The organism is Thioclava sp. SK-1 (assembly GCF_001705665.1).
Classification (GTDB): Bacteria; Pseudomonadota; Alphaproteobacteria; order Rhodobacterales; family Rhodobacteraceae; genus Thioclava.
Map to the genome: position 1 here is coordinate 44,304 of NZ_MDHA01000031.1, position 23,426 is coordinate 67,729.

Below are 23,426 nucleotides of genomic sequence, written 5' to 3' on the forward strand. Positions count from 1 at the left end.
CTTCTCTCGTCAGCGCAACGGCTGGAATTATTCTAGGCCGATGCCGGTCGACAGGGTCTCGCCGCGCATCAAACGCAGCAATTGCGCGACACATTGGGCGCATAGAACCACCGCACCAAAAGCGACCAACGATTGCGGATAGACCAACGGCGTGCGCATCACCGTGGAAGAGGTCGACCCACGCATCGCTGACAGCCACGTCATATCAATCAACGCCCAAGCCAACACGGCACAGCACATAATCGCCACCGCACAGGCGGCAATTTCAACACCATGCGCAATGCGTGGCGGCATTTTTTCCAGCGCGGCGGTGACACGCACATGCGCCCCAGATTTTAACGCGCTGGCAGAGCCAAGCATAAAGCTGGCCCCCATCAGATAGGCCGAATAATCCCATGAAAACCCAAGCGACGCACCAAACAGATTGCGCGATGTTACCTCGGCCAGGATCAGCACAAAGATCCCCAACAGGCACAACCCCGCGATCAGATTGCCAAAGGCCGTGATCCGGTCAACCGGCGCAATGAAATAGCGGAAACGATCTGGGTGATGTGACAAATGCCGCTCCTATTGGTGGGGATTTGGTGCCGGCATCCCGCTTTAGGGGAGGGTGGGATGCCGGCGGCAGCCCCGTTTTCACCGGGCCGCATGACGTTGAGCGGCAGCGTTAGTTACGAACCGCAAGGTAATCGTCAATGTAGGGGGCGGCCTCTGGCACGCGCTCTTTGAACGCGTCCCACAGCGGTTTGGCTTTTTCCAACAAGGCCGCTTGCAGTTCTGGCGATGGCGCGGTGACGGTCATGCCATTTTCTTCCAAAATCGCGATTTTCTTGGCGTCTTCCTCAGCAGAGTTCTTCCAGAACTGGCCTTCCAGCTGATGTGCCGTGGCTTCAATTGCCGCCTGATCTTCTGCGGACAGCGCATTCCACGCGTCAAGATTGACCGTGACAATATTGGACGAGGCCTGCCAGTTGAAGCTGTTCATGTAATCCATGAACTCCCAAAACGCACCATCGACACCGGAGGAGGAGGATGTGGTCACGCCCTTGATCGTGCCCGCTGCAAGCGAGGGGATGACCTCCCCCCATGGCATTTGCAATGGCGCAGCGCCCAAGGCCTTGAAGAACGCATCGCCATTGGCATCGACCACACGAATGGTGAGCCCAGCCAGATCTTCAATCGTGTTGATCTGATTGGGGGAATATACTGCCTGACCAGGCCATGGCACCATGTACAACAGCTTTTGGTTCATGCTTTCCGCGATCTCTTCGATCTTGGGGCGATAGAATTTATGCAGCAAAGCCAGATCGGGTAATGTCGGCGCAAGATAGGGCAGCGTTTCCACGCCAAGCGCGGGGTTTTCACCGACTTGCTGGCTCATCAAAATATCTGCGATTGGCACCAACCCATCACGCACGGCCGCCATGCCCTCTGGCCCTTTGATGCCCAACGCGCCGCCCGAATGCACGGTGATGTTGACCTCTCCATCCGTGGCCTCTTTGACCGCATCGGCAAAGGTCATCGCATTTTGCGTGTGGAAATTCCCTTCTGGCCAGACCACCGACATATCCCAGGTGGTTTCCGCCAGCGCAGCTGTACCCACAGTAGAGGCCAAAATCCCGGCCAGAACAAATTTACGTCCCTGAAGCATTGTCTATCCCTGTTATCGACTGTTTTTATGGCCACGAAACGCGGCTTGAGATTTCAGTATACCGCCTGTATTCCGCCGAGAAGACGACAGGCCCGAACTTTGATCGCAAAGCGCAAGGTGACTATTAAATGGGCGAAAATTATGCGCTTTGCGCAAATTACCCGCGATAGGAGATACTATGACCCGGACACTCGATCTGAATTGCGACATGGGCGAAAGCTTTGGCGCCTATACAGTTGGCGATGATGCGGCGATGCTGGAACTGGTCAGCACGGCCAATATCGCCTGCGGCTTTCATGCTGGCGATCCGGTGGTGATGCGCCGCACGATCGAACTTGCGCGCAAAAATGGTGTGGCGGTGGGGGCGCATCCTTCATTTGCCGATCTTTATGGGTTTGGACGGCGACGGATCAGCGGCGAAAACCCTGCGGATTTGGAAACCCAGCTGATTTATCAGATCATCGCGATGCGCGGTATGTGTGATCTGGCAGGCCATCCGATGACCCATGTGAAAACCCATGGCGCCCTGGGCAATATGGCGGCGGTGGATGCCGATCTGGCGGCACTATGTGTGCGGGCAGTTGCGGCGGTGGATCCCGCCTTGGTCTATGTCTCATTGCCCTATTCGCAAACCTACGCCGCAGCAGAAAAGGCTGGCCTGCGCGTGGCGTGCGAAATCTATGCCGATCGCACCTATACTGACCAAGGCGAGCTGACACCGCGCAGCCAAGACGGTGCCGTCATCCACGATCCCACACAAAGCCTGGATCAGGTGCTGGAGATGGTGGTGAACGGGGTGATCCCAACCACGGGGGGACAAAAATTGCCGGTGGAACCTGCAACGCTATGCGTGCATGGCGATACGCCCGGCGCGGTCACAATGGCGCGCACATTGCGCAAAGCGCTGACCGAAAACAGCGTGACCATCGCGGCCTTCGCCTGATCAAACCCGTGCACCCTGCCCTGCGCGGCCTTTGCCAGCGCCTGGCAGGGTGCATCCGGCCTAGCCCGAGGCGTGGCGCGAATCAAACAGCGATGTCCAACGCGCCTTGGGCCTGTTTGGGCCTCAAACCCGTCGAAATGCGTCATTTCTTCACGCCAGCACGGCGGCGGCCCGCCGCCCCATGGCCCCAATGCCTGTGCCATCGTCAGATTATGCGGATTGTTTTGCGCGATAGAAAGATGCTCAGGATCTTCTCACTGTCTTCATCCAGTGTGTATTTGGACAGTCGACGATGTCGGCGGTGCCACCTGACTTCCGAATATGCGCGCGGGCAATATGGATGTCGTCCGCATGGGCGACACGCATCCCGATGCATTCAGCTGTGCCCGCCTTGGCCGTGTTTAGCATCAATACAATGCTGTGATGGCAAGATCACATCAGGGATCTGGCCTTTCCAAATGTCGCAAAATTGCGCGGCGCAGCCGTAGACAAATTATTATACCCCTCTGCGATAACCTGCTCAGCATTGGCCCTTGTCACATGTGGATGAGCGCAGCCGCCTTTGCCTTGGCTAGAATGTCACGCTTGGCAGCGACCATATCGGGATGTTCATATTGTCGTGGACAGCCAGGTTGCTGTGACAGATCCCCCTCTCCCACCATGATCGCGCCCAAGACCCGGCACCTGTAAAATCTCATCCAAATCTTCAATTGCCTCTACGCTTTCGATCATCATGATTGCCATTATCTCCCCTTCGGGAACCAAGGGCTCAACATCGGCACGGACGTAGTATTCCGGCACGCTTAAACCCCAATAGCGCAAGGCGACTTTGGGCGCATCGCCGCGACTGCCATTTAGGGGCATAATTGGGGCCCGTTTTGGCCCGCGCATAACGACACGCCGCCACCGCGTTCAGCGCCTGCTGATGGCCATATGTTTACGGTCTTTGGCGGCTGTCTTACCGGTTGCAGAGCCGCCAGATAGGGGGCCTTGGCGGCCGTGAAGGCCGCGTAAGGATTGGCCGCTAAATCAGGGTGGCGTTCCAGAAACTCCCCCTTGATCGCCAAACAACTGTGGATCGGAAACACCCCGTCCTTGGCAAAAACCTGCGCATCCAACGTGGTCGGGTCATCGAACAGATCGCGCCGGTTGTCATGGAATACGCCCGCACGCCAATGAAATCGCGCGTCGCACCCGGAACAGGGATCGCACCGGACTTGATCGCTACCGGGGCTGCGCGCGTCTGCGCCCCAAAGCGAGGACTGACATGCCAACATCCAGCCGCTGGGCCATCTTTGGTAACAAAGGATATCCAAGTTTTCTGGCTGCACTGTTTTTCAACGGGCTGTCTGTGCAAATCCAAACGGTTTCTGTGGGCTGGCAGCTGTATGATCTGACCCGTGATCCGATGGATTTGGCATGGGTTGGCCTGTCACAATTCATGCCTGCCTTGCTGCTCGTCTGAATCACAGGATCGGCTAGCGGGCCGGCTCCCAAGGCGCGAGCTGATGCGAATATGTTTGACAGTGATGGCTGGGATCTCATTGGCGTTTTTGATGCTGACGCGCACGAATGTGCTGTCACCGGGATATGTATTTGCGCTTATGGCGTTATTTGGCACGACACGGGCATTTTATCACCCGGTGCGGAAATCCTTGGCCCCCAATATCGTTGCGCCCCAGCATCTGCCCGGCGCGTTGGCGCTGCACGGTGCTGCGTGCAAAGTTTAGAGGATCGTCGGTCCGGTTCTTGGGGGTGTCTTATACGGTATTCCGCCGCAGACGGCCTATGCTGTGGCTGTCCGCGTTGTCGCTGACCGCTTTGGGCGGGACGGACATGATCAGCGTGGTGATCCGATCTTCGCTGGTACAGCTGAACACACCCGACCAGTTGCGCGGCCGTGTCAGCGCAGCCAACATATTGTTCATCGGCGCCTCGAATGAGCTGGGCACATTTCGCGCGGGCAGTATGGCGGCCATTCTTGGCCCGGTGATTGCTGTCGTGGGGGGCGGGGTCACTGCCCTATTGGTCCGCGTGGCATGGATGCGACTTTTCCCAGGACTGATCCGCGCAGACAAATTGGATCAATCCTAAATCACCGCGCAAATAGCTATACGTGCCGCATAATATCCAATTGGCCCGTCATGCCACGCGCATTTCACCATTGTGCGAAGTTAATTTTCGAGATTTCAGAAAATATCAAATTCCTTCACTGCAGGGTCCATTCCCGAGCTGGAGCGCTGCGTCAACGAGCTGGGATTTGTCGCCTTCAATCTTAACCCCGATCCCCGGCGACGGCCATTGGATTGATCCTTTCGTGACTGATCGATCATGGTATCCGCTATATGAGAAATTGATCGAATTGGACGTACCCGCGATGATCCATTTTTTCGGATCGTGCAATCCGAATTTCCATGGCACGGGCGCGCATTAGATCAATGGGGACACCACGGTATTCATGCAATTTCTGCTGTCGGATCTGTTCAAGGACCTGCCGCAATTGCGCATGGTCATCCCCAATGGCAGCGGGGCAGTTCCTTACCACTGGGGTCGCTATCGTGGCTTGGCACAGGATCCGGGCCGTCCCCAGCTGGCCGAAGCCCTGATGGAGAATGCCTTCTTCTACACTTGTGTCTATCATCAACCCGGCGTTACGTTGCTGAATGAGGTGATCCCGATAAAGAATATCCTGTTTGGGTCAGAAATGGTCGGCGCCGTGCGCTTTGTCGATCCGGAAACGGGCCCCTATTTCGATGATACTCGCCGCTATATTGAGGCGCTGGCCCTGTCACCCGAGGCTCGTCGCGCGATTTTTGAAGGCAAGGGCCGGCGGGTTTATCCAAGTCTGGACGCCCTGCTAAAGGCAATGGAGACCGCAGCATGAACATGACACGCACCGCCGCACAGATCCTTGTAGATCAGTTGGTGATACAAGGTGTGAACCGCGTTTTCTGCGTCCCCGGCGAAAGCTTTCTGGCGGTATTGGACGCGCTGTATGACAGTGGAATTCAGATCGTAACCTGCCGTCACGAAGGCGGTGCCGCGATGATGGCAGAAGCCTATGGTAAGCTAACTCGCCGCCCCGGCGTCCTGTTTTGTTCGCGGGGTCCGGGGGCAACCAATGCGTCATCAGGGCTGCATGTGGCCATTCAGGATTCAACGCCGATGATTATGTTTATCGGACAAAATCCGCGCCATGTGATGACCCGCGAAGGATTCCAGGAGGTCGACTACCGTCTGATGTTCGCCACGCAGGCCAAAGCGGTTTTGCAGTTGGAAGACGCAGCACGCACCGCAGAATATGTCACGCGCGCGTTTCAGCTTGCGATTTCGGGCCGCCCTGGCCCTGTCGTGATCCCACTGCCCGAAGATATGCTGGCAGATCATGCCACCTGCATGGATGGCAAACCTGCCGTCGCCCCGCAATCGGGTCCGACCCCTACCGCGGTGACGCAGGTGCGCGATGCCATCGCACGCGCCCGGCAACCCATTGTCATGCTTGGCGGCTCAGGCTGGACCCAAGAGGCCGTGGCCGCGTTTCGCAGCTTTGCCGAAGCCAGCAATCTGCCCGTTTGCGCCAGTTTCCGTCGGCAGGATTTGCTGGACAACACCAGCCCAAGCTATATCGGGGAGATTGGATTGGGCGTGAATCCCAAACTGGCCGCGCGGGTGAAAAATGCAGACTTGCTGTTGGTTATCGGCGCACGTTTAGGCGAGATCGGCACAAATGGCTACACGATCATGCAGGCCCCCTGCCCCGCGCAGCGTTTGATCCATATCTACCCGGCGGGCGATGATATCGGTCATGTCTATCAGCCCGATATGGCCGTTGTGTCAAACCCGGCTGAATTCGTTCACAGCCTGGTCGCGAATGGTCCTGTCAGCGGAACATGGGCCGGGTATCGCAAAGCGGCTCGCATGGAATTTGAGGATTGGACCGCCCCGCGCACTAGCCCCGGCAGCATTCAAATGTGCGAAATCATGGGCTGGATTGATACCCACCTTCCCGCAGATACGATTTATACCAATGGTGCGGGTAATTTCAGCGTCTGGCTGCACAGGTTCCATCGCTACCGCTACTTTGGCACGCAGGTAGCCCCGATCTGTGGCTCTATGGGATATGGTGTGCCCGCTGCACTGGCAGCGGCCTTTGCAAAGCCGCAGTCGACCGTGATTTGCATCGCCGGCGATGGCGATTTTCAAATGACGGGAACGGAATTGGCCACCGCCGCAGCACATGGTTTGAAAATTCGTATCCTGATCTTGAACAACGGAATGCTGGGCACCATCCGCATGCATCAAGAACGCCATTACCCCGGCCGAGTATCAGCCACAGATCTATCAGCCGGCAATCCCGATTTTACTGCCTTTTCGAAGGCCTATGGGGCCTATGCCGAGCGTGTTGAAACCACACAGGATTTTGCCGCTGCCTTCGGTCGCGCCGATGCCCATAACGGCCCGGCAGTGTTAGAGATCATGATCGACCCAGAGGCATTGACCCCGGCACTGACATTGACCCAAACGCGTGAACAGGCATTGAGTTTCGGCTGATAGGCAAATTGAATAACACATTATAACGCGTTACGATTTGCCTCAATCCCGTAAGGCGTGGCGTTGATCGGATCGTCATAGCCTGCACTCTCCCGGCTTTGAACCAACATCCTCCAGACCTCTTCTACAATATCGGGGCGTTGATCACATAGCGCATTGGGCACCACCAGATAGTGATTGGGTGGCACCAAGTGATTGCGGTCATACCTTGCCAATGCGGCGGCATGCGCGTCCGGGATCAGGGGTTAATCGGTGGAACCATTGGCATAGCGATGCGCCTGCAAACACGTTCCTACTGCGATTTCAGAAATATCGAATTTTCTCTGCCGTAACATATCCTTGAACCCAGCATGAGAATTTTTCAGCCTTGCGAATTTAAAGGACACATGATCCGACACAATCCTTACCTTCGGAAAGAGCGCCAACGCCTGCGGCCTCCATCGCCTGAAATTATTTCCGAAAGGGATCCGAAAGAGAAAGTAGCGTTCCCCCTGACCAATCCGAACGGATTCCGCAGATTGGCGCATCAGGATATCGCGCGGTATCGGGCGAAACTATATGCGGGTGAACATCAATAACAAGGTCTGACATGGCCGACGTCCCTATGCTGTGTTGCGTGGCTTGTTCCCCAGACACCTGCATCAGGCAGGTGTAGCGCCTGACCAGGATGCCCGCGGAACAGTTTCAACAGCAAATTAAGGACCGCCCTCTTTACGGAAACGGTGCCGGCGTAAAATCGAACGACCCACGAAACAGCTATGATACGGCAGGTTTCGCTGCGAATATCAGGTGCTGTAACGGGTTAATGCTGCACGCCGACACCGGTCAGCCTTTTGTCAAAAGGGCCGAGAGCTCCTCCATAATATCATCAATGGCATCCTCATTCACGCCCTGCCCGGATATAAGAATGCTCCATCCGTCCTTGTCCGGCTGACTTTGCAAACTGATACCGTTTGGCAACTGCCGCGTTTCGCGCACAGTTTGCGGCTTGGCCTCGCCCGGCTTTTTGGGGCGTCCGCCGCGCGCACCTGTTTTATCTGCGAGATCAAGCCCGTCGATCACACGCAACATGCTTTCGGCTTCTTGTGCAGCGCTTTGCGGTTGGCCATGTTCCAGCGCCGCACGCAGCTTGCTCTCCCCCCCCACACGCAATGCACTTGCGACCTTCAAGCCATCACGTTCTTTCAGTTGCTCTGGGTATTTCAGCATATCGCCCAGCTCTTCAAAGATCAGCGCAAAGGAACGAATCTTGGACCGTTTCCCTTTGGAGGCCACTGGGAACAACGCTTCAACAGCCGCTTCGACCGAACCGAACGCACCTTGTTGACTGGCAATCACGGCAATCCGGCCCCGTTCAAAATGGCTAAGGTTGGCGCGCACTTCGTTTTCTTCGACCATCGCTGCGAAACTGCCACCGATCGTGGCCGCGTCACGACGCACCGCACGGATGCGGCTATGTTCGGGACGTCCCGTCAGCTCATATAATGTCTGCATAGCGCGGAACCGCCGATAGCCGGACAACAGGCCATATTTCGGCCCGCCTGTGGCACTGTCCAGTGGATAGACCTCGATCGGCAGTCGCAGCCCGTTCGCCGCGATCGACATCTGCAGCTCTTGCATCTCTTCGGGGTCAAGGATGACACGGTCCCGCACCAGCGAATCTGCATCAATCTCAGCCAGCGGGATTTCCGCCATGACCAGCCCACGGTCGGTCAGGTCACGAAAGGCTTCTGCTTCGTTTCGGTCACGCGCCGAACGCTCCCGGTCGGCGGCACTGCGCGGGTCCAACTCGCTTGCGGTTTCGGCAACCACCTGAGCAATTGGCGCGGACCCGAATATACCGCTGCTATCCACCGTGGTTTCGCGGCGAAACTCTTCTTCGATACGGCTCAGATCTTCTGCACTCGGTGCGATCAATTTCCGGCGCTTTGCCATTATTCATCCTCCTGCCGGTCACCGGCCTGAGCTTCCGCCTCGGCCAATTTCATATCCCGCCACCACGTACCTTGGATCACTTCCTTCACCTCGGCCCAGGTGCGGTCAAAGGTCTCACGTCCCCGGATATAGGTGTCGCGGTTAAAATCACGATAGTCGGTTTCATAAATGCCCGACACTTGCTCGCCAGCCTGCCCGACCATCGCCGTCACTTCCTGCCGATATGTGGTCATGAAATCCCCGAAATAGGCCTGCACCACATTTGCCAGATCAGTTTGCTGCGCCGCATCAAACCGCGTGACAATCGCGCGCACCGCGTCCCATTGAAAGCCGATCTCTGGCAGCCCCTCAGCCCGGCGCATGCGGTTTTCGCCCTCCTCGATGGAGGCGAATGTCGAATAGATCATATCAAAGAAACGTCCGGTGGAATCAAATTCCAAAAACGACGCCCCTAAAGGCACCAACAAAATATCCGACGCAGCCAAAGCATTGATCGTCAGATAGCCAAGAGCAGGCGGCGTATCCAGGAAGACCACATCATAATCGTCAAGCAACCCACCGTCATTCAGCGCATTAGAAAGTGCATCCCACAACGGCCAACTGCGTAACTGCATGCGCCAAACAGGCACCTGAAACTCCGCCCAATACAGGTTTAGCTGCGCCCCGATCAGATCAATGTTGGGCCAATGTGTTTTCTGAACGAGGTTTCGCGGCGAAACCCCCAGGGCCTCGGTCAAGGTTTCGTCCAGCGGGAAGGGCGCCTGACCACCCGCCTCACGCACACGGTTTTCGGCCTGCAAAGCCATCGCGTAATCACGCGCCAGCAATGGGAAGGCCGTTTCCCATTCATCAGACACTGTTCCGCCCATAACGGAGGTCATAGAGCCTTGGCTGTCCAGATCAATAACCAAAACGCGGTAACCATCTAATGCGGCGGACATTGCCAGATGTGCCGCTGTTGTTGTCTTACCGACCCCGCCCTTAAAATTCGCAACCGCAACCACTTTCGCTGGCAACCCCTCAGGCCGCCACGGCTTGTATTGTCGGTTCTGCGCGCCTTCTTCTGCGAAATGCTCACGCAGTAGTAAGATTTCATCCAAGGTGAACCACTTGGAACCGCCATCACCGGTGCCCTGCGGCAGCTCTGGATTGGCCTTTAACACGCGACGCAGATGTGCAGGGGCCACCGGGATCAGATAGCGGCAAATTTCCCATGTTGAAAACTTGCGCAACCGCTTTTTACCATCGGGCGCATAGCCACGCCGTGCCAAGTCATCTCGCCCCCGCGATGCAAACGCTGCGGCACGTGCAAAACGGGCCGTGTCGATGGTGCCATTGAGCTTTGCTGCCGCCTCTTCAGGGTCTATGTTGAAATAAGGTGGTATGTCGGGCTTACTGCCTGAACCGGGTTTGCTCGCCATGAAGCCTCCGCATGTTCGCGATTAATTGCGATATCGCGTCAACTATCGCACATCCGGGGGGCAATGGGAATTGGCTTTCCGCCTAGGCTATAAACCAGATTAAATACCGAAAAAACGACAACGATGTTTAGTTTTAGTTTAGGTTATTTAGAGTCTTTATGTTCCATTTTATCACCATAAATCATGGACATATCATGCCTTAGGCACCCGTATTCAGGGTTTTAGGTGCCCGGTTGCGGGTTCATAGGTGCCTGACTTCGGTCGCCAAGGAACCGATTCTCGGTCGGGCAGGGGCTGATCGTGTCTATTTCGCCTATAAATAGGGGTTTGCGTGGCGGCTAAGGGCAGCCATAGCGAATCATGGAGTCAATATTCACGCGAACGCGAGGTGGTGATCCCGCAACCGGGTACCTTTCCCGTTTGGTACGGACCTTGGGTGTCCGTTTGCGGGATCGGCCTAAGGTGCCATAAGGCGTGTTGCCTTTGGGTACCTAACGCGCTTTAACTAGCCTAAAGCAGAATCGCATAAAGAATGCGTGCCATATATAGACTGATTGGGCCCAAAAGTGACAGGCAGAATGCAAGACGCAGATGACATTCCCAAGGATCAGCTAACAGGATCATTGCGACGCGGCGCGGTGAAGAAACATGTCGCGGCAATCCATGTGTCGGGAAAATTGACATTGTTACAACGCAAGCTGTCGAATGTGCTGTTGCTAAATGCCTATGACACGCTGATCAGCCAGCAGGTTCACCAGATTGACGCGCGCACGCTGTGCTTGATGATCGGCTATAACTCCAATGACATGGATACGCTGAAACAGTCCTTGCGCGGTTTGGCAGAAACGGTGGCCGAATGGGACATGTTGGACACGGACGGCAAACAGGAATGGGGTGTCAGTTCGTTGCTCAGTTACGCCAAGTTGAAGGGTGGCATTTGCGAATATGCCTATTCCCCTGCGCTGGCGGAAAAGCTGAACGATCCGAAAGTCTTTTCGCTGATCAACCTGAATATACAGCGCCGCTTTACCAGCGGCCATGCGCTTGCGCTGTATGAAAATTGCTATCGCTTTGTGCGCACGGGATCGACCGGGTGGTGGTCGTTAGAGCTGTTTCGCCGGCTGATGGGGGTGGCGGACAGTGAGTATTACGAGGTGTTCAAGCACCTCAACGCCAAGATCATTAAGCCGGCGGTGACAGAGGTGAACAAAACCTCCAACATCACGGTGACGCCGGAATTCAAGAAGATGGGCCGTTCGGTGACTGAAATTCGGTTTCGTATTGCGGAGAACCCGCAGCTTGCGATTCTGGATCTGGACGATGGGGAGGGGCTGCGGCGTTCTCCTATCTATGCACGGCTTGTGGCGTTGGGGGTCAGTGACCGATTGGCGCGGCAATGGCTGGGAGAGCATGGCGAGGATTTCGTGCGCCAAAAGCTTGATTATGTCGCGGGGCAGGGGGGGGTGAAAAACGCCATCGGGTATCTGAGCGCCGCGCTAAAGCAAGATTACGGCGAAACGGGGGAAGAGGTTTCGCGGCGAAACCCGACAGCGCCCGCCGATCCGAACTTGTCCGCGCGTGTGCGGCAATTGGCGATTGTGCGGGATTTGGCGGCCGCCCGCACACCGACGCAACGCGATGCCGATAAACGGCTGTTTAAGTCGCGGCTGGAAGGTGCGCTGCGCGATGATTTTGAAAAGCATGGGTGGATGTCAGCTTTGAATGCCGGTGCCATCGCAGAATTCTGGCAGGATCTGGCACCAGATGCGTTTGAAGATTAACACAAGGCTGGGTGTATAAAGCGCGCCGCCTTTAGGCCACTTGGCCCGGGCGGCGATCGTATTTTGTGTGGCGTGAATTATTGCACCATATATCCACGCACTGTTTCTGGCACATCATCGGCGGCGGAGTAGCACCCGTCGATCAGGGCTTGCACCTCATCAGCGCTGATCTTGACCACAGGTGTTTTCAGCTCGGCTTTCTTCCGTGAGATAGCTCCGGGGTTATCCAATGTTGCCCAAAAGAAAACCAGGTGTGGTGCCATCTTTGGTTTCGACTTTGGTCAATTGGGATGCGGCGACAAGCCCGGCAGCGCCCGGCTTGTTCACCACCACAACAACGGGTTGACCGGGATGTTCTTTTGAAGCTCTGTCACGAAGGCGCGGGCGATTGTATCGGCAAACCCGCCAGCGGCTGCACCGACCACCATTGTGACCGTTTGCCGGTATAAAATTCTTCTGGAGTGTGGGCGATCGCGGTGATGACCCGCAGTGCCGTGGTGAGCGTAACGTGGGCACGGGCCTAAACCGAGGGGACGAAGCCAGGGCAGGGATCCAATGGCCCAACATTGCATCGGGCCAGGGAACAGGGATGAGCGTCGCAAAGAATATTGCGCTGCGTCCAACCTCCGTCCAAACGGCATTTCCATCATCAGCGGTCAAATCCATATGCACACCAGGATAGGGGCATAGGATTCTAACACACCGCGTCCGTAAAATAGTAAGTAGATCCGGCTCAGACCACCGCAAAGTAGGAAGGTGCCCGACACGATGACCAGGCCGGTCCGCGCCCCAAAGCCCCAGCTTTGCGCCTGTATAAACATCCACCCGCCAATCCCAAGAAAGACAACATATAACAGGTCTTCGGGTTTTATGGAAAACCGACCGCGGGGAAGTATGGCCCGTAGGCCGCGTGCGCGAACTTCGGCTACCAAGGGGCGGATCAAAAAATAAAATAAATTAAAAACAATATGATAGACACATGCTGGCTGAGCAAACCGAACCCATATATCTGGATTGAAATTGCCACATACCGTTCAATTAGAACGCCCAGAACCAGCCCGAGGATGAGCGGTGGACGCGGCCAGGACAGACGTTTCATCTCCCATCCCAAAAGGCCAAAGAACATAAGCGAATAGAAACCTCCCTATGCGCCGGACCCTTGGAACGCGCCGATGAGGGCCAATACAGTGATGCCGGGGAGCACCAGCGTATAGCGCAGCGTGGACATCCGGGTGAATTTCCCCGATCGCGCGAAACACAGGCTGGCACCGAAATATTGGCCAAGGCGATGGGCCACACCAATGTATAAGTGACTGACAGGTTTGTGGTCAAAAGCTCGCGGCCGGGCACAAACCCGTGCACTATCAGCGCGCCCAGCAAAGTCGCTTGCGCCGCAGAGCCCGGCACACCGTTCCATAGGTATAGGACATCACCCGCCCAACGCACGGTGCCAGTTTGATTGTCGATACCGATCATCGCAACCAAAATTCCGAAACAGGCGGCAACAACGCCGCGCAGCGGGGCGCTGCCCGACAGCGCAGAAACCATCGCAATCCCGAACACGGTCATCGCCAATAGTTCTGGCGTGCCAATAGACAGAACAAAAGGCCGGATAAGCGGAACGGACAATGCCACAACGAATGCGCCAAAAATACTGTCGATGACAGAGGTAGTGACCCCCGCGCTTAGCGCGCGTCCGGCTTCGCCGCGTTTGGTCATGGGAAGCCCGCCCAACACCGTCGCCGGTGATACCGCCGTGCCCGGCACCCCAAATAATACCGGCGGAATGGTATCAGGTGTGGGACGTCACCGAATGCATACCCAGTAACATCGCCAAGGGGGTAGACGGCACCAATAATGCGAAACCCGCTATGCCGCCGATTCTGTGCAATAGTCGATGGACAGACCGACCAAGGCGTCGAAAACCAAAAGCATGATGCGCTGGAACTGCATCAGATTGGCCATCGCAACCTCGGCAGCATCCAGCCAGCATACAGCCCAGATCGAAAAATTCCATCAGTGCCACCCTACGGTGAACATGCTTGCGGGCCTGTTGTTGTCACGCATATTGATTCTGTCATGTCGCGCCGCCCCCCTTAACGTCTGCCGATTCCTCGGTCCGGGCGCGGCACGGTTGACCCGTGTCGCTCTATTTTCGATGCCCGGTCATGGCACCGGGACACAAATCGAAATCACTTGAATAGTCATAAGAATTCAGAAAATCCTGTGAAACGGGGAAGAGGGGGCCGGGCACTGGCATCGGCCATGCACCGTGATTTCTCAGCCATGGCGTGGTGGACCCGTGCCGTGAATAGGGCGCTGATACCGCTGCATCAACGCCCTGTCGCGGTGGATAGGATCCGCGCTATGATTACAAGAAGCGGCCTGTTTCGCTCCGGCATGGCTTCGCAGGGCTTGCACGGGGTATGAACATGAGTTGCTCCTTCGACAAATGCGATGGATTTATCCGTGCTTGCGGCATGGTCATAGATCATTTCCGCCGCGATATATTCCCATCCTGCCGTCATTCCCCTTGCAAGCATTGGCACCGTGATACCTTCGGCATTGCCAATCGGTGTGGTGACAGAGGAGTGCCAGTCCACCCCAAAGATAAAATTCTCGCCATAGGCGCAGTCATCGTCTACCCGCACCGCAAAAGCCCCAAGATAGCGTTTGACGATCGATTTCATAGTTCCGTCAATCCATTCATGTGTCCGCATGTGGGATCCGCATTCAACCACGTGTGGTGGGCACGATCATCGTTTCAACTGTCCCATCGGGATGGACAAACGGATGCGGTTTGCCCGTCTTGCCCAAGGTCGTCAGATCCTCGGAAAACAGTATATTGTTGAATCGGGTGAACATTCCGCTGGGGACATAGAATGGCTCATCATCCGCACACAGCCCGTGACCGGCACCGATTAGATTATTGCGGTGCAGTAAAGTTTCAATGATCCGGTTGCTGTGCGCGGCTACCGCCTTTTGAAAACGGCCGACGAAAGACGCGGGATAGATTGTCGTGCCGCTGCCGACATAACCATTGTCAGGGTTATACGGATCAAGTGCGGGGGTCAAAAACCATGCCGGTCGCTTCATTTGCTACGTCGGGGTCAAGGCTGAACAGGGCCATCACGCTCATACCTTAATTGGGGTCAAGCCACATCACGCCGTCCGCAGGGGGAAGACAGGTCATCGGCTGCGCATCGCATGTGATCGAAAGGGCTTCGCTTTGGCAGGCGGCAGGGCGATTTTTCGCAATATTCTGATAGGCTGAGAACAACTCTGAGCCACCGCTATGACCCATCAAGATGACGGTGTCACTATCATCGCGGCCACGCAGATAGGCCACGCCTTTGCCGGCCTCACTGATGGCTTGATAGATGTCGATATCGAAGTTGCGCCCGGTTTTTCTGGTGAAGTTATTCGGGCAAAGCGCGCTGTAGTCACGCTGTGATAGTTCGGTGCAGCCGGTGTGGCTTAGGTAGTCGCCGCCTGAATGCCTTAACATGACCGCGATGCGGGCTTTCAGGCTGAGTTGGTCCGGTTGATACAGAGCGCCCGGAACCCCGATTGCCATATGGACGAAGCTTTGCGTTATACTGTCATGTGCGAATGCCATATCTTCGCTGATCACTGCGCCGCCAAAAAGGCTTGCAGCTGCAATCGTCATGCCGCGCCGTTTAAGTGTTTCTGATACAGTCACGTGGTCCTCCCAAGGGGCGCAAGTTTCCTTAGATCGCCGGCACTGCACCCTTATTCCGTCAGTTCCCAGGCGACGCAGAGCGGCGTAATTTCCTTCAAAGGAAGTGATGTCCAAGCCATAGGTTTCCCGCCTGATTGCGCGAAAATTTCGGCGCACCGCTGCAGCCGGCTTTGTAAGTGGGCGTTCTTCAGCTTGCGGTCAGGAACGATTTGGTTCCCACAATCGGGTGATTTGATATGTTCATAAACGCACATCAAGCGGATATAATTTGCCCTTTAAGGTGTGGTCGCACAGGTCCATATGTCTCTCATCGAAGCGACACGCAGACGACCACAGTTGAAGATCAACGGCCGAACGAAAGCTGCGCCTCGCTCTAACTTATGGAGACTTACGATGCGTATTACACCTATTGCCCTCGCCCTGACCGCCGCCCTTGCAGGGGGTGCAGCCACTGCTCAGACATTCTCGCCAGCCCAAATTCAGCTGTCGACCCAGGCCGGCGTAGAGCCAGGCACCTATACCGTTGGTCAGCTGAACGCGATCATCCACGCAGAGCGTAACTCGGACGCCGATTCAGCCGATCCCGCCCAGCTGGAACGTGCCTTTGTGTTGGAAAATGCAGGCGTTGAAACCGCTACGGCCGGTGACGCCCAGCTTGCTGCGCAGGCGAATGTTCCAGCAGGCGTCTATACCACTGGCCAGCTGCAAGAGCTGATCAAAGCCGGTCGCAACAACACCGACCCAGCCGCAAAACAGCGCCTGATCGATGCTTATGCGAAAGAGGCAACGACAAACAATGCTGGTTTGGCCCAATTGGCCGCCCGCGCGGGGATCAACCCCAACGGCAAATCACCAGCACAGATCGCGGCAGCCTATGTTCAGGCCACCAACGATCTGGATGATTAATCGCCTTCGTTCGGCGATTGTGGGGGCGTCCTTTCGGGGGCGCCCTTCGCGCATTTGCAGACACCGCGTTATGTGGAGTGTCATATACCTTTTGTAATTCATCGGACCAAGCGTCCATAGAATGCACAGTATTTGGGCAAATTTAGATATTTGAACACTGTTTAACCAAAACTGACTAAGCGGCTATAATAATGCCCGAATGGTCATTTTTGATCATAGCCCGCATTCTTCCAGTAACTCATTGATATTTCTTAATTATCAAATATCAATTATAAGAAATACGTATAGTTATAAAAGTAATATTTGATTTTAATTAGGTTCCTTTCCTTTCAGACCAGTGGCAACACAGTCTCAGCAGGGATCGCCGCGTGCCAGTTTCAATTGTCCTTCTTTTCACCGGCGTCGCCCTTGCTGCGGGCACTGCCATTGCCTATCTGATCGGCGCCTCTGCAATCTTAACTTTTTGGGCCGTGGATAAAGCGCAATTCATGGCCGTGCTTCCGCAGCGATTGTTCAGTCAGCTTGACAGCTTTGCCTTCCTGGCGATGCCGCTGTTCATTTTGGCGGGCGATTTGATGAATCGTGGCGGTGTGGCGAGCGCCCTGATTGACTTAAGCATGTCTGTTTTTGGCCGGCTCAAGGGTGGCTTGGGTCATGTGAATGTCGTGACGTCTGTATTTTTTGCCGGCGTGTCGGGCTCAGCGACAGCGGATGCTGCGGCTTTGGGCAATTCGCTTGTGCCGGAAATGGAACGGCGCGGTTACACCCGAGAATATGCATCGGCCATCACGGGGGCGTCATCCATCATCGGGCCGATCATTCCTCCGTCATCCATCATGATTTTTTACGGCGCTTTGATGGAGACCAATGTTACCGCCTTGTTTGCCGCGGGCATTTTGCCGGGTCTTCTGCTGGCAGCGGTGCTGATGGCGATGAATGCCTATTACGCCCATCGTGATGATCATCCGGGTGGTGATGGGCTGGATCTGCCTGCCTTCGTTCCGTCCTTTATCCGCGCGGTACCTGCGTTGATGCTGCCGCTGATCATTCTGGGGGGAACATTGTTTGGTTTCATGACCCCGGCCGAGGCCGCAGGCGTTGCCGTTCTGGCCGCGACACTGGTTGGGGTGTTATATGGTCAGCTGGGCTGGGCCGATATCGGGGCAAGCCTGATGCGCACCGGCGTTATGCTGGGCGGGCTGTTTATCCTGTTGTGCGCGATTTCGACATTTTCCTATATCGCGGCGCTGCTGCAATGGCCGCAGGCGATTCAGGGTCTTGTAGAAGGATGGGGCCTTGGCCCGCTTGGCTATTTGATGTTGATCAATGTGATCTTCTTATGTGCTGGCATGGCGATGGATGTGAAAGCCGCCGTGGCCCTGTTTGCCCCGATCTTTGTTCCGCCCGCCTTGGCGATGGGAATTGATCCGGTGCATCTGGCGATTGTCATCTGCTTCAATATTACCGCGGGCTTGTTGTCGCCGCCGCTTGGCGCGGTGCTGCTGATCCTGTCGACTGTGGTCAATCTGGATTACTGGAAACTGATCCGTGTCACGATGCCCTTCCTGGCCGCTGAATTGGTGCTGCTGGTCGTGCTCACTTATGTCCCGTCTATCTCATTGTTCTTGCCGCATGTGTTGGGGCTGAACTGACTCTCTTCCTCCTCCCTCTCCCTTTTGTCGATTTTAGGAGCCTTCCCATGAAAACCCTCTCTCTTTTGGCGATCACTGCTTTGACCCTTAGCCTGGGTGCCGCGGCACAGGCCGCTGATATTAAAATTGCCTTTAACTCCGTTGACGATCCCGAAAACAGCGGCGAGGCAACATTCGCCCATGCGTTTGCGGATGCTCTGGAAGGCACGGATTTCGATGTGGAAATCTACCCGTCCGAGACATTGGGAAAGGAAAAAGAGCGCCTAGATCAGGTCGCAACCGGGTTGCTGGAAATCAACCTATCTGCGATTTCCACACCCTATTCGATCTCTCCCGCGTTCAAGGGCGTGACCTTGCCATTCTTTTTTGACAGCAACGAACAGCTTGACGCTATCCTTAGCCAAGACGACCTGATGGAAACATTCAACGCGCCCTTATTGGAAAACGGTGTGCGCATGGTCGGGATCAATTTCATTGGCACGCCGATGGGCATTCACAATTCAAAGAAAGATGTCTCGACGGTGGCCGATCTGGCCGATCTGCGATTCCGCGCATTGAACCCGGAACAGTTGGCCCTGATGGAGGCCCTGGGGTCCAATGGCACGGTTATCGCATGGGCCGAAGTGGCGAATGCAATCCAAACCGGTGTGGCGGATGGCTACTTTAACCCGCCTAGCTCGGCCATTCGTGGTGGTCATACCAGCTTCTTGACGCATTACACACCGGCGGATCTATTTCCTTCGACCCGCGCGATTTTGATTTCCGATGATTGGTATTCCAGCTTGTCGGATGAAGAAAAGACCGAAGTGGATGGCGCGATTGATGCCGGCATCCAAGCCAATCGTGAATGGCTGGCAAATTGGACCACTGGCATTGCGCAAAAGCAGCAAGAACTGGGCGTGACCGTCACGCCGCTGGCGGAAGGGGAGCGTGAAAAGATGATGGAGATGGCGGCACCGCTATGGGCCGCTACCTTGACGGCAGATCAGCTGAAGCTTTGGGAAGATGCCAAAGCGAAAGTGGAGTAACCCTTAGCGATGGCGTCGATCAGTTCCAGTATCTTGCGGATCAGCAAATGGCTTGATCGGGTGGCAAGCGTTGTGACATGCACTGCGCTGGTCCTCCTGACTGCGGTCGTTTTGTTACAGGTTTTGGCACGGTATATCTTTAATCAACCTCCGGCATGGACAGAAGAGCTGGCCCGGTATGCGATGATTTGGGCGGGGCTGATCGGGGCCACGATGGCGTTTAAGCGGCGATTTGATCCGGCGCTTGTCAACAGCGTGCAACGTGCCCCGCATTGGGTGCAGATCTGCGCCGAGGCGGTTCGGTCTTTGGTGGTCTTGATCTATCTGATTCCGGTGCTTTTGTATTGCTTTGTCGGGCCCGGGATGAATTTGGCGCGCGGGTTTTTGCTGCGCCATTCCCACACAATGGCAGAGGCATTGCCGGTGTCGACCGTGTGGGTCGCGATTGCTGTGCCGATTATGATTGTCAGTATCCTCGTGCATCTGATCGCCCGTTGGGCGGGCGATGACACAGGAACAGCGCCCAGAACATCACCTGACTAAGCCACGCTGACAATTGGGGCGCTCCAACAGCGCCCCAATGGCGGCGAAGTGAAAGACGAAAATGACCTATGATCTGATTTTGCGTGGTGGCCATGTGTGCGACCCGCGCTCTGGTGTGAACCATGTTGCCGATATCGCCTTCGAGGGCGGTAAGATTGCCGAAGTTGCCGGGGACATTACCGGACCCGCGCTGCAAGAAGAAGATGTCACGGGGCTGCATGTTTTACCCGGCTTGATCGATTCGCATGTGCATGTGTCGGGTTGGATGGGCGGTGCGGCAGGGCACCGGATGCTGGCTTTGGCCGGTGTGACTACCGCGCTTGATATGGCGGGGCCGATCGACAGTGTGATGCAGATCGCGGCAACCACAGGCACGGGGTTAACGCTGGCATGTATTGATTATGTGCGCCCGGGTCATACTGTTGATACGACAAACCCCCTGATGCCAGAGCTGGAAGATGTTTTGGCGCGGGCGCGGGTTGCAGGTGCGGTTGGGCTAAAAATCCTTGGCGGGCATTTCCCGCTGACCACCGAGGCCTCTGGCCGGGTGATCGACCTTTGTGCTGGGGCAGGGGCCCATGTCGCGTTTCACGCAGGCACTTTGGATACACCGCAAAATTTGCATGGGCTGCGCGAAGCTTGCGATCTGGCGGCAGGGCATCCGTTGCACATGCCGCATGTGAATGCCTATGCACGCGGGTTTGAGGCACCGGCAATCTTAGAGGCGCATGAGGCGGCACAGATTTTGGCCGCCTATCCCAATATTTGGTCGGAAAGCTATCTGGCGCCGATCAATGGAAATTCTGCCAAATGTGCGAATGGCGTGCCTGAAAGCGTGGCGACCCGGCGCAATCTTATTGCGGGCGGGTATGACCCCAATCTACAGGGAATGGAGCAAGCGATCCTTGACGGTTGGGCCCATATTCACCTGTTGGAAAACGGTGTGACACGTCTTGCGACGGGGCGCGAGGCGGTGGAGGCTTGGCGCGCCGCGCAGACGGACATAGGCATGAGCTATTTCGTCAATCCGGCGGATACATCCATCAATCTTGCGCTGCTGAAACGCGACAATGGCCGGTTTGCAGTGGACGCGCTGGCCACGGATGGTGGCGGCCTTCCGCGCAATGATTTGTGCCAACGCGGTCTTGCGCTGGTGCATTTGAACGCGCTGACATTATCAGAATTCGTTTGGAAAACCGCAGCCGAGCCGGCGCGGATGATGGGGCTGTCACAGCACAAAGGGCATTTGGCGCCAGGCGCTGATGCCGATGTAACGGTGATTGATCTGGAGCGTAGAGTGCCTTGTCTAAGCTATGGTGGCGGACGGGCGATCTTGCGTTATGGCGCGGTTGTGGGGCAGGGAACCACAATGATTGTTGCGCCCGAAGGCGTGGCAGCAGCGCAGGCACTTGGGCTTGCGACCTATGTGGCGCAGCCGGGCAGCTTTCAACCGGTGCATCGCACCACGGCTGACGGGATCTAACACGTCAGCCGTAGCTACTTTCGGATCACGCTGAGAATTGGATCGCGTCAGTGCCGACCTGTGTCGGCGCCAGCCCTTGCAAGATCACATGGGTAACACCATCGACCTGCACCAATGTGGTGGTCGCGGAGGTGCCCGTCGCAAGCGTCAGCGATGCCGGGTCCACAATATCCCCGTTCAGATACAGGATATCTTCGGCCGGGTCGAAATCTGTAATCGTGATCGGATCAAACCCGTCGCCCATAACGTTGCCGATTATATCGGCGCCCGCGCCACCGCTCACGATATCCCCATCAGAGGCCACGATAGCATCATCGCCGTCACCGCCCAACAATGTGTCGGGTCCGTCTGGCGCTTCATACAAGGTCTGAACGCCGGTCAATGTCACCTGAACAGAGCTGATCGTGTCATTACCAGCGCCTCCCTCGATCAGGTCAGAACCGCGATAATCGGCTAAAACGTCGTTACCGCTGCCGCCATAGATTGTGTCATCGCCGCTGTCTTCTTCCGTGTCGTTGACGTCCCATGCGCTGCGTTCGATCACCAGATCATCTCCCGGCCCGCCGTAGATTAGGTCATCACCCGGGCCGCCAGACAAGAAATCCATGCCAGCGTCGCCGATCACCGTGTCGTCGCCGTCATTGCCATCGACAATGTCCAGCCCGTCACCGCCTTCAAGACTGTCGTCGCCGTTTTCTCCGGTCAATGTGTCATTGCCCGCCGCAGAAAACACGGTGTCGTTGCCCTCCATTCCCATGATGTAGTCGTCGTCATCGGTTCCATAGACGGCACCTTCAATGCGTTCATCATTGGGATCGGGGGCTTGGTTGTCCGTCTCATCGTCCGATAGATCAATATCATAAGAGGCGTCGGCATCGATGTCGTAGACGTTGATCTTGAAGCTTTCCAGGTCGATTGCGTCTTTGCCATCGAATTGCACAACGGGTTCGCCATCAATGCTAAAGATCGCGCCATCGTCGGTATCTTCCAGCGCAAAAATCGAATTCGCCGAGATGCCGCTGGCTGCAATTTGCAAAAATTCACTTTCGGTCTCATCATCCACCGTATCGAAATCGGTGATCGAGGCCATGTCCTCCCCCGGGGCCCAATTCAGCACAAACAGATCTTCGCCCGAGCCGCCGGTCATCGTATCGCCGCCATCGCCCCATAGCAGGTCGTCGTTGGCGCCGCCATTCAGCACATCAGAGGCGTCATCAGGGCCATCAACAGCGATCAAAACATCATCGCCATACCCGCCATCAAGCGAATCTGCGCCTTCAGTGTCCGCGATCAGATCGGCACCCAAATTGCCGCGGATTGTATCATCGCCCGCGCCGCCGGTGCCAGCATCATTGCCGTGGCCCAGATCGATATAATCATCGCCGGAGATACCATTGACGCCGAAGAAACCCTCACTCAGGGAGTCAAAGCTGTCCAGGTCACCCGTGATCAGCGCTTCGGTCGCGTCGGCATAAGTGTTGTCATCAATCGTTTCGCCAACATCATTGCCATCGCCCGCATAGATATTGTCATCCCCGGTGGTGCCGACGATGAAATCGCTTATATCAGTGCCGGTGATGGTATCGCCTGCATTCGCCTGCGCATCAGTCGATGTGTCAGGTGTGGCATCGGTTTTATCGTCGTCATCGTCATCATTGTTGAAGCTTGCGAACCCGGCAATCGCCAAGGCAGGAAGGAACATTAGCAGCAGAATAGACGACATATTTGCAAACCCGCGAAAGATTAAATACCTGTGAACAAGAGCGGTAATTGCTTACTTCAAGTCAAGTAAAATCAGTGGTTGTGATAGCTTGGGCTTAATGGCGGAA

The 23,426-nt window shown here is 55.9% G+C and carries 24 protein-coding genes; 12 read left to right on the forward strand and 12 right to left on the reverse strand.

The window, feature by feature from the left end; translation table 11 throughout:
* Positions 1-27 precede the first annotated feature (27 nt).
* A complete protein-coding gene (locus BFP70_RS05975; protein WP_176715503.1) occupies positions 28-558 on the reverse strand; it encodes a TRAP transporter small permease subunit in 531 nt (176 codons plus the stop codon).
* A 109-nt stretch (positions 559-667) separates the two neighbouring features.
* On the reverse strand, positions 668-1,651 hold the full coding sequence (locus BFP70_RS05980) for a TRAP transporter substrate-binding protein (protein WP_066010461.1): 984 nt from the start codon (positions 1,649-1,651) through the stop codon (positions 668-670).
* A gap of 178 nt (positions 1,652-1,829) precedes the next feature.
* On the opposite strand from BFP70_RS05980, the gene BFP70_RS05985 reads away from it, so the two are divergent.
* The gene (locus tag BFP70_RS05985) at positions 1,830-2,594 is read left to right on the forward strand and encodes a LamB/YcsF family protein (RefSeq protein WP_066010462.1); all 765 of its coding nucleotides are present in this window, start codon (positions 1,830-1,832) and stop codon (positions 2,592-2,594) included.
* Positions 2,595-3,203: 609 nt separating this feature from the next.
* On the opposite strand, the gene BFP70_RS05990 is transcribed toward BFP70_RS05985, so the two are convergent.
* Positions 3,204-3,458: a hypothetical protein gene (locus BFP70_RS05990; RefSeq protein WP_066010463.1), complete on the reverse strand. Its 255-nt coding sequence runs from the start codon at positions 3,456-3,458 to the stop codon at positions 3,204-3,206.
* A gap of 403 nt (positions 3,459-3,861) precedes the next feature.
* Between BFP70_RS05990 and BFP70_RS20650 the strand changes: the two genes are divergently transcribed.
* From BFP70_RS20650 to BFP70_RS06020, 5 genes are all read left to right on the forward strand, one after another.
* On the forward strand, positions 3,862-4,059 hold the full coding sequence (locus BFP70_RS20650; protein ID WP_066010465.1) for a hypothetical protein: 198 nt from the start codon (positions 3,862-3,864) through the stop codon (positions 4,057-4,059).
* A 64-nt stretch (positions 4,060-4,123) separates the two neighbouring features.
* Complete coding sequence (locus tag BFP70_RS20655; RefSeq protein ID WP_255356619.1) at positions 4,124-4,324, forward strand: hypothetical protein; 201 nt, start codon at positions 4,124-4,126, stop codon at positions 4,322-4,324.
* 58 nt (positions 4,325-4,382) lie between these two features.
* On the forward strand, positions 4,383-4,688 hold the full coding sequence (locus BFP70_RS20660) for a hypothetical protein (protein ID WP_066010467.1): 306 nt from the start codon (positions 4,383-4,385) through the stop codon (positions 4,686-4,688).
* A gap of 364 nt (positions 4,689-5,052) precedes the next feature.
* The gene (locus BFP70_RS21360; protein ID WP_255356620.1) at positions 5,053-5,478 is read left to right on the forward strand and encodes an amidohydrolase family protein; all 426 of its coding nucleotides are present in this window, start codon (positions 5,053-5,055) and stop codon (positions 5,476-5,478) included.
* A complete protein-coding gene (locus tag BFP70_RS06020; RefSeq protein ID WP_066010468.1) occupies positions 5,475-7,145 on the forward strand; it encodes a thiamine pyrophosphate-binding protein in 1,671 nt (556 codons plus the stop codon). Before BFP70_RS21360 ends, BFP70_RS06020 begins: the two co-directional genes overlap by 4 nt.
* Before the next feature lie 20 nt (positions 7,146-7,165).
* On the opposite strand, the gene BFP70_RS20665 is transcribed toward BFP70_RS06020, so the two are convergent.
* The 3 genes from BFP70_RS20665 to BFP70_RS06030 all read right to left on the reverse strand — a co-directional run bounded on the left by BFP70_RS20665 (position 7,166) and on the right by BFP70_RS06030 (position 10,501).
* Positions 7,166-7,333 (reverse strand): hypothetical protein, encoded by a 168-nt coding sequence (locus BFP70_RS20665; protein ID WP_176715504.1) that lies wholly within the window; start codon positions 7,331-7,333, stop codon positions 7,166-7,168.
* A gap of 637 nt (positions 7,334-7,970) precedes the next feature.
* Positions 7,971-9,080, reverse strand: coding sequence for a ParB N-terminal domain-containing protein (locus BFP70_RS06025; protein WP_066010469.1), 1,110 nt, complete (start codon positions 9,078-9,080; stop codon positions 7,971-7,973).
* Complete coding sequence (locus BFP70_RS06030; RefSeq protein ID WP_066010470.1) at positions 9,080-10,501, reverse strand: AAA family ATPase; 1,422 nt, start codon at positions 10,499-10,501, stop codon at positions 9,080-9,082. The genes BFP70_RS06025 and BFP70_RS06030 overlap by 1 nt, the downstream gene beginning before the upstream one ends.
* Positions 10,502-11,079: 578 nt before the next feature.
* On the opposite strand from BFP70_RS06030, the gene BFP70_RS06035 reads away from it, so the two are divergent.
* Positions 11,080-12,282, forward strand: a complete 1,203-nt coding sequence (locus BFP70_RS06035) for a replication initiation protein (RefSeq protein WP_066010471.1) — start codon at positions 11,080-11,082, stop codon at positions 12,280-12,282.
* A 77-nt stretch (positions 12,283-12,359) separates the two neighbouring features.
* Here the strand turns inward: BFP70_RS06035 and BFP70_RS06040 are convergent, their stop codons facing one another.
* The 5 genes from BFP70_RS06040 to BFP70_RS06060 all read right to left on the reverse strand — a co-directional run bounded on the left by BFP70_RS06040 (position 12,360) and on the right by BFP70_RS06060 (position 15,985).
* Positions 12,360-12,545, reverse strand: coding sequence for a hypothetical protein (locus BFP70_RS06040; protein ID WP_066010472.1), 186 nt, complete (start codon positions 12,543-12,545; stop codon positions 12,360-12,362).
* A gap of 832 nt (positions 12,546-13,377) precedes the next feature.
* Positions 13,378-14,070, reverse strand: a complete 693-nt coding sequence (locus BFP70_RS06045; RefSeq protein ID WP_083217379.1) for a tripartite tricarboxylate transporter permease — start codon at positions 14,068-14,070, stop codon at positions 13,378-13,380.
* 545 nt (positions 14,071-14,615) lie between these two features.
* Entirely contained in the window at positions 14,616-14,972 is a 357-nt protein-coding gene (locus BFP70_RS06050) for a hypothetical protein (RefSeq protein WP_141693119.1), read from the reverse strand.
* A gap of 43 nt (positions 14,973-15,015) precedes the next feature.
* Positions 15,016-15,378: a hypothetical protein gene (locus BFP70_RS06055; protein WP_066010475.1), complete on the reverse strand. Its 363-nt coding sequence runs from the start codon at positions 15,376-15,378 to the stop codon at positions 15,016-15,018.
* A gap of 46 nt (positions 15,379-15,424) precedes the next feature.
* On the reverse strand, positions 15,425-15,985 hold the full coding sequence (locus tag BFP70_RS06060; protein WP_141693121.1) for a hypothetical protein: 561 nt from the start codon (positions 15,983-15,985) through the stop codon (positions 15,425-15,427).
* A 393-nt stretch (positions 15,986-16,378) separates the two neighbouring features.
* Here BFP70_RS06060 and BFP70_RS06065 point away from each other — a divergent pair, with 393 nt between their 5' ends.
* The 5 genes from BFP70_RS06065 (at position 16,379) to BFP70_RS06085 (ending at position 21,597) form a co-directional block, all read left to right on the forward strand.
* On the forward strand, positions 16,379-16,891 hold the full coding sequence (locus BFP70_RS06065) for a hypothetical protein (protein WP_066010477.1): 513 nt from the start codon (positions 16,379-16,381) through the stop codon (positions 16,889-16,891).
* Between the two features lie 368 nt (positions 16,892-17,259).
* Positions 17,260-18,543: a TRAP transporter large permease gene (locus tag BFP70_RS06070; protein WP_066010478.1), complete on the forward strand. Its 1,284-nt coding sequence runs from the start codon at positions 17,260-17,262 to the stop codon at positions 18,541-18,543.
* A gap of 47 nt (positions 18,544-18,590) precedes the next feature.
* Positions 18,591-19,571, forward strand: a complete 981-nt coding sequence (locus BFP70_RS06075; RefSeq protein WP_066010479.1) for a TRAP transporter substrate-binding protein — start codon at positions 18,591-18,593, stop codon at positions 19,569-19,571.
* Positions 19,572-19,580: 9 nt separating this feature from the next.
* Complete coding sequence (locus tag BFP70_RS06080; RefSeq protein WP_066010480.1) at positions 19,581-20,114, forward strand: TRAP transporter small permease; 534 nt, start codon at positions 19,581-19,583, stop codon at positions 20,112-20,114.
* 61 nt (positions 20,115-20,175) lie between these two features.
* Entirely contained in the window at positions 20,176-21,597 is a 1,422-nt protein-coding gene (locus BFP70_RS06085; RefSeq protein ID WP_066010481.1) for an amidohydrolase family protein, read from the forward strand.
* 25 nt (positions 21,598-21,622) lie between these two features.
* Here the strand turns inward: BFP70_RS06085 and BFP70_RS06090 are convergent, their stop codons facing one another.
* Complete coding sequence (locus tag BFP70_RS06090) at positions 21,623-23,320, reverse strand: calcium-binding protein (RefSeq protein ID WP_066010482.1); 1,698 nt, start codon at positions 23,318-23,320, stop codon at positions 21,623-21,625.
* Between the last annotated feature and the right edge of the window lie 106 nt (positions 23,321-23,426).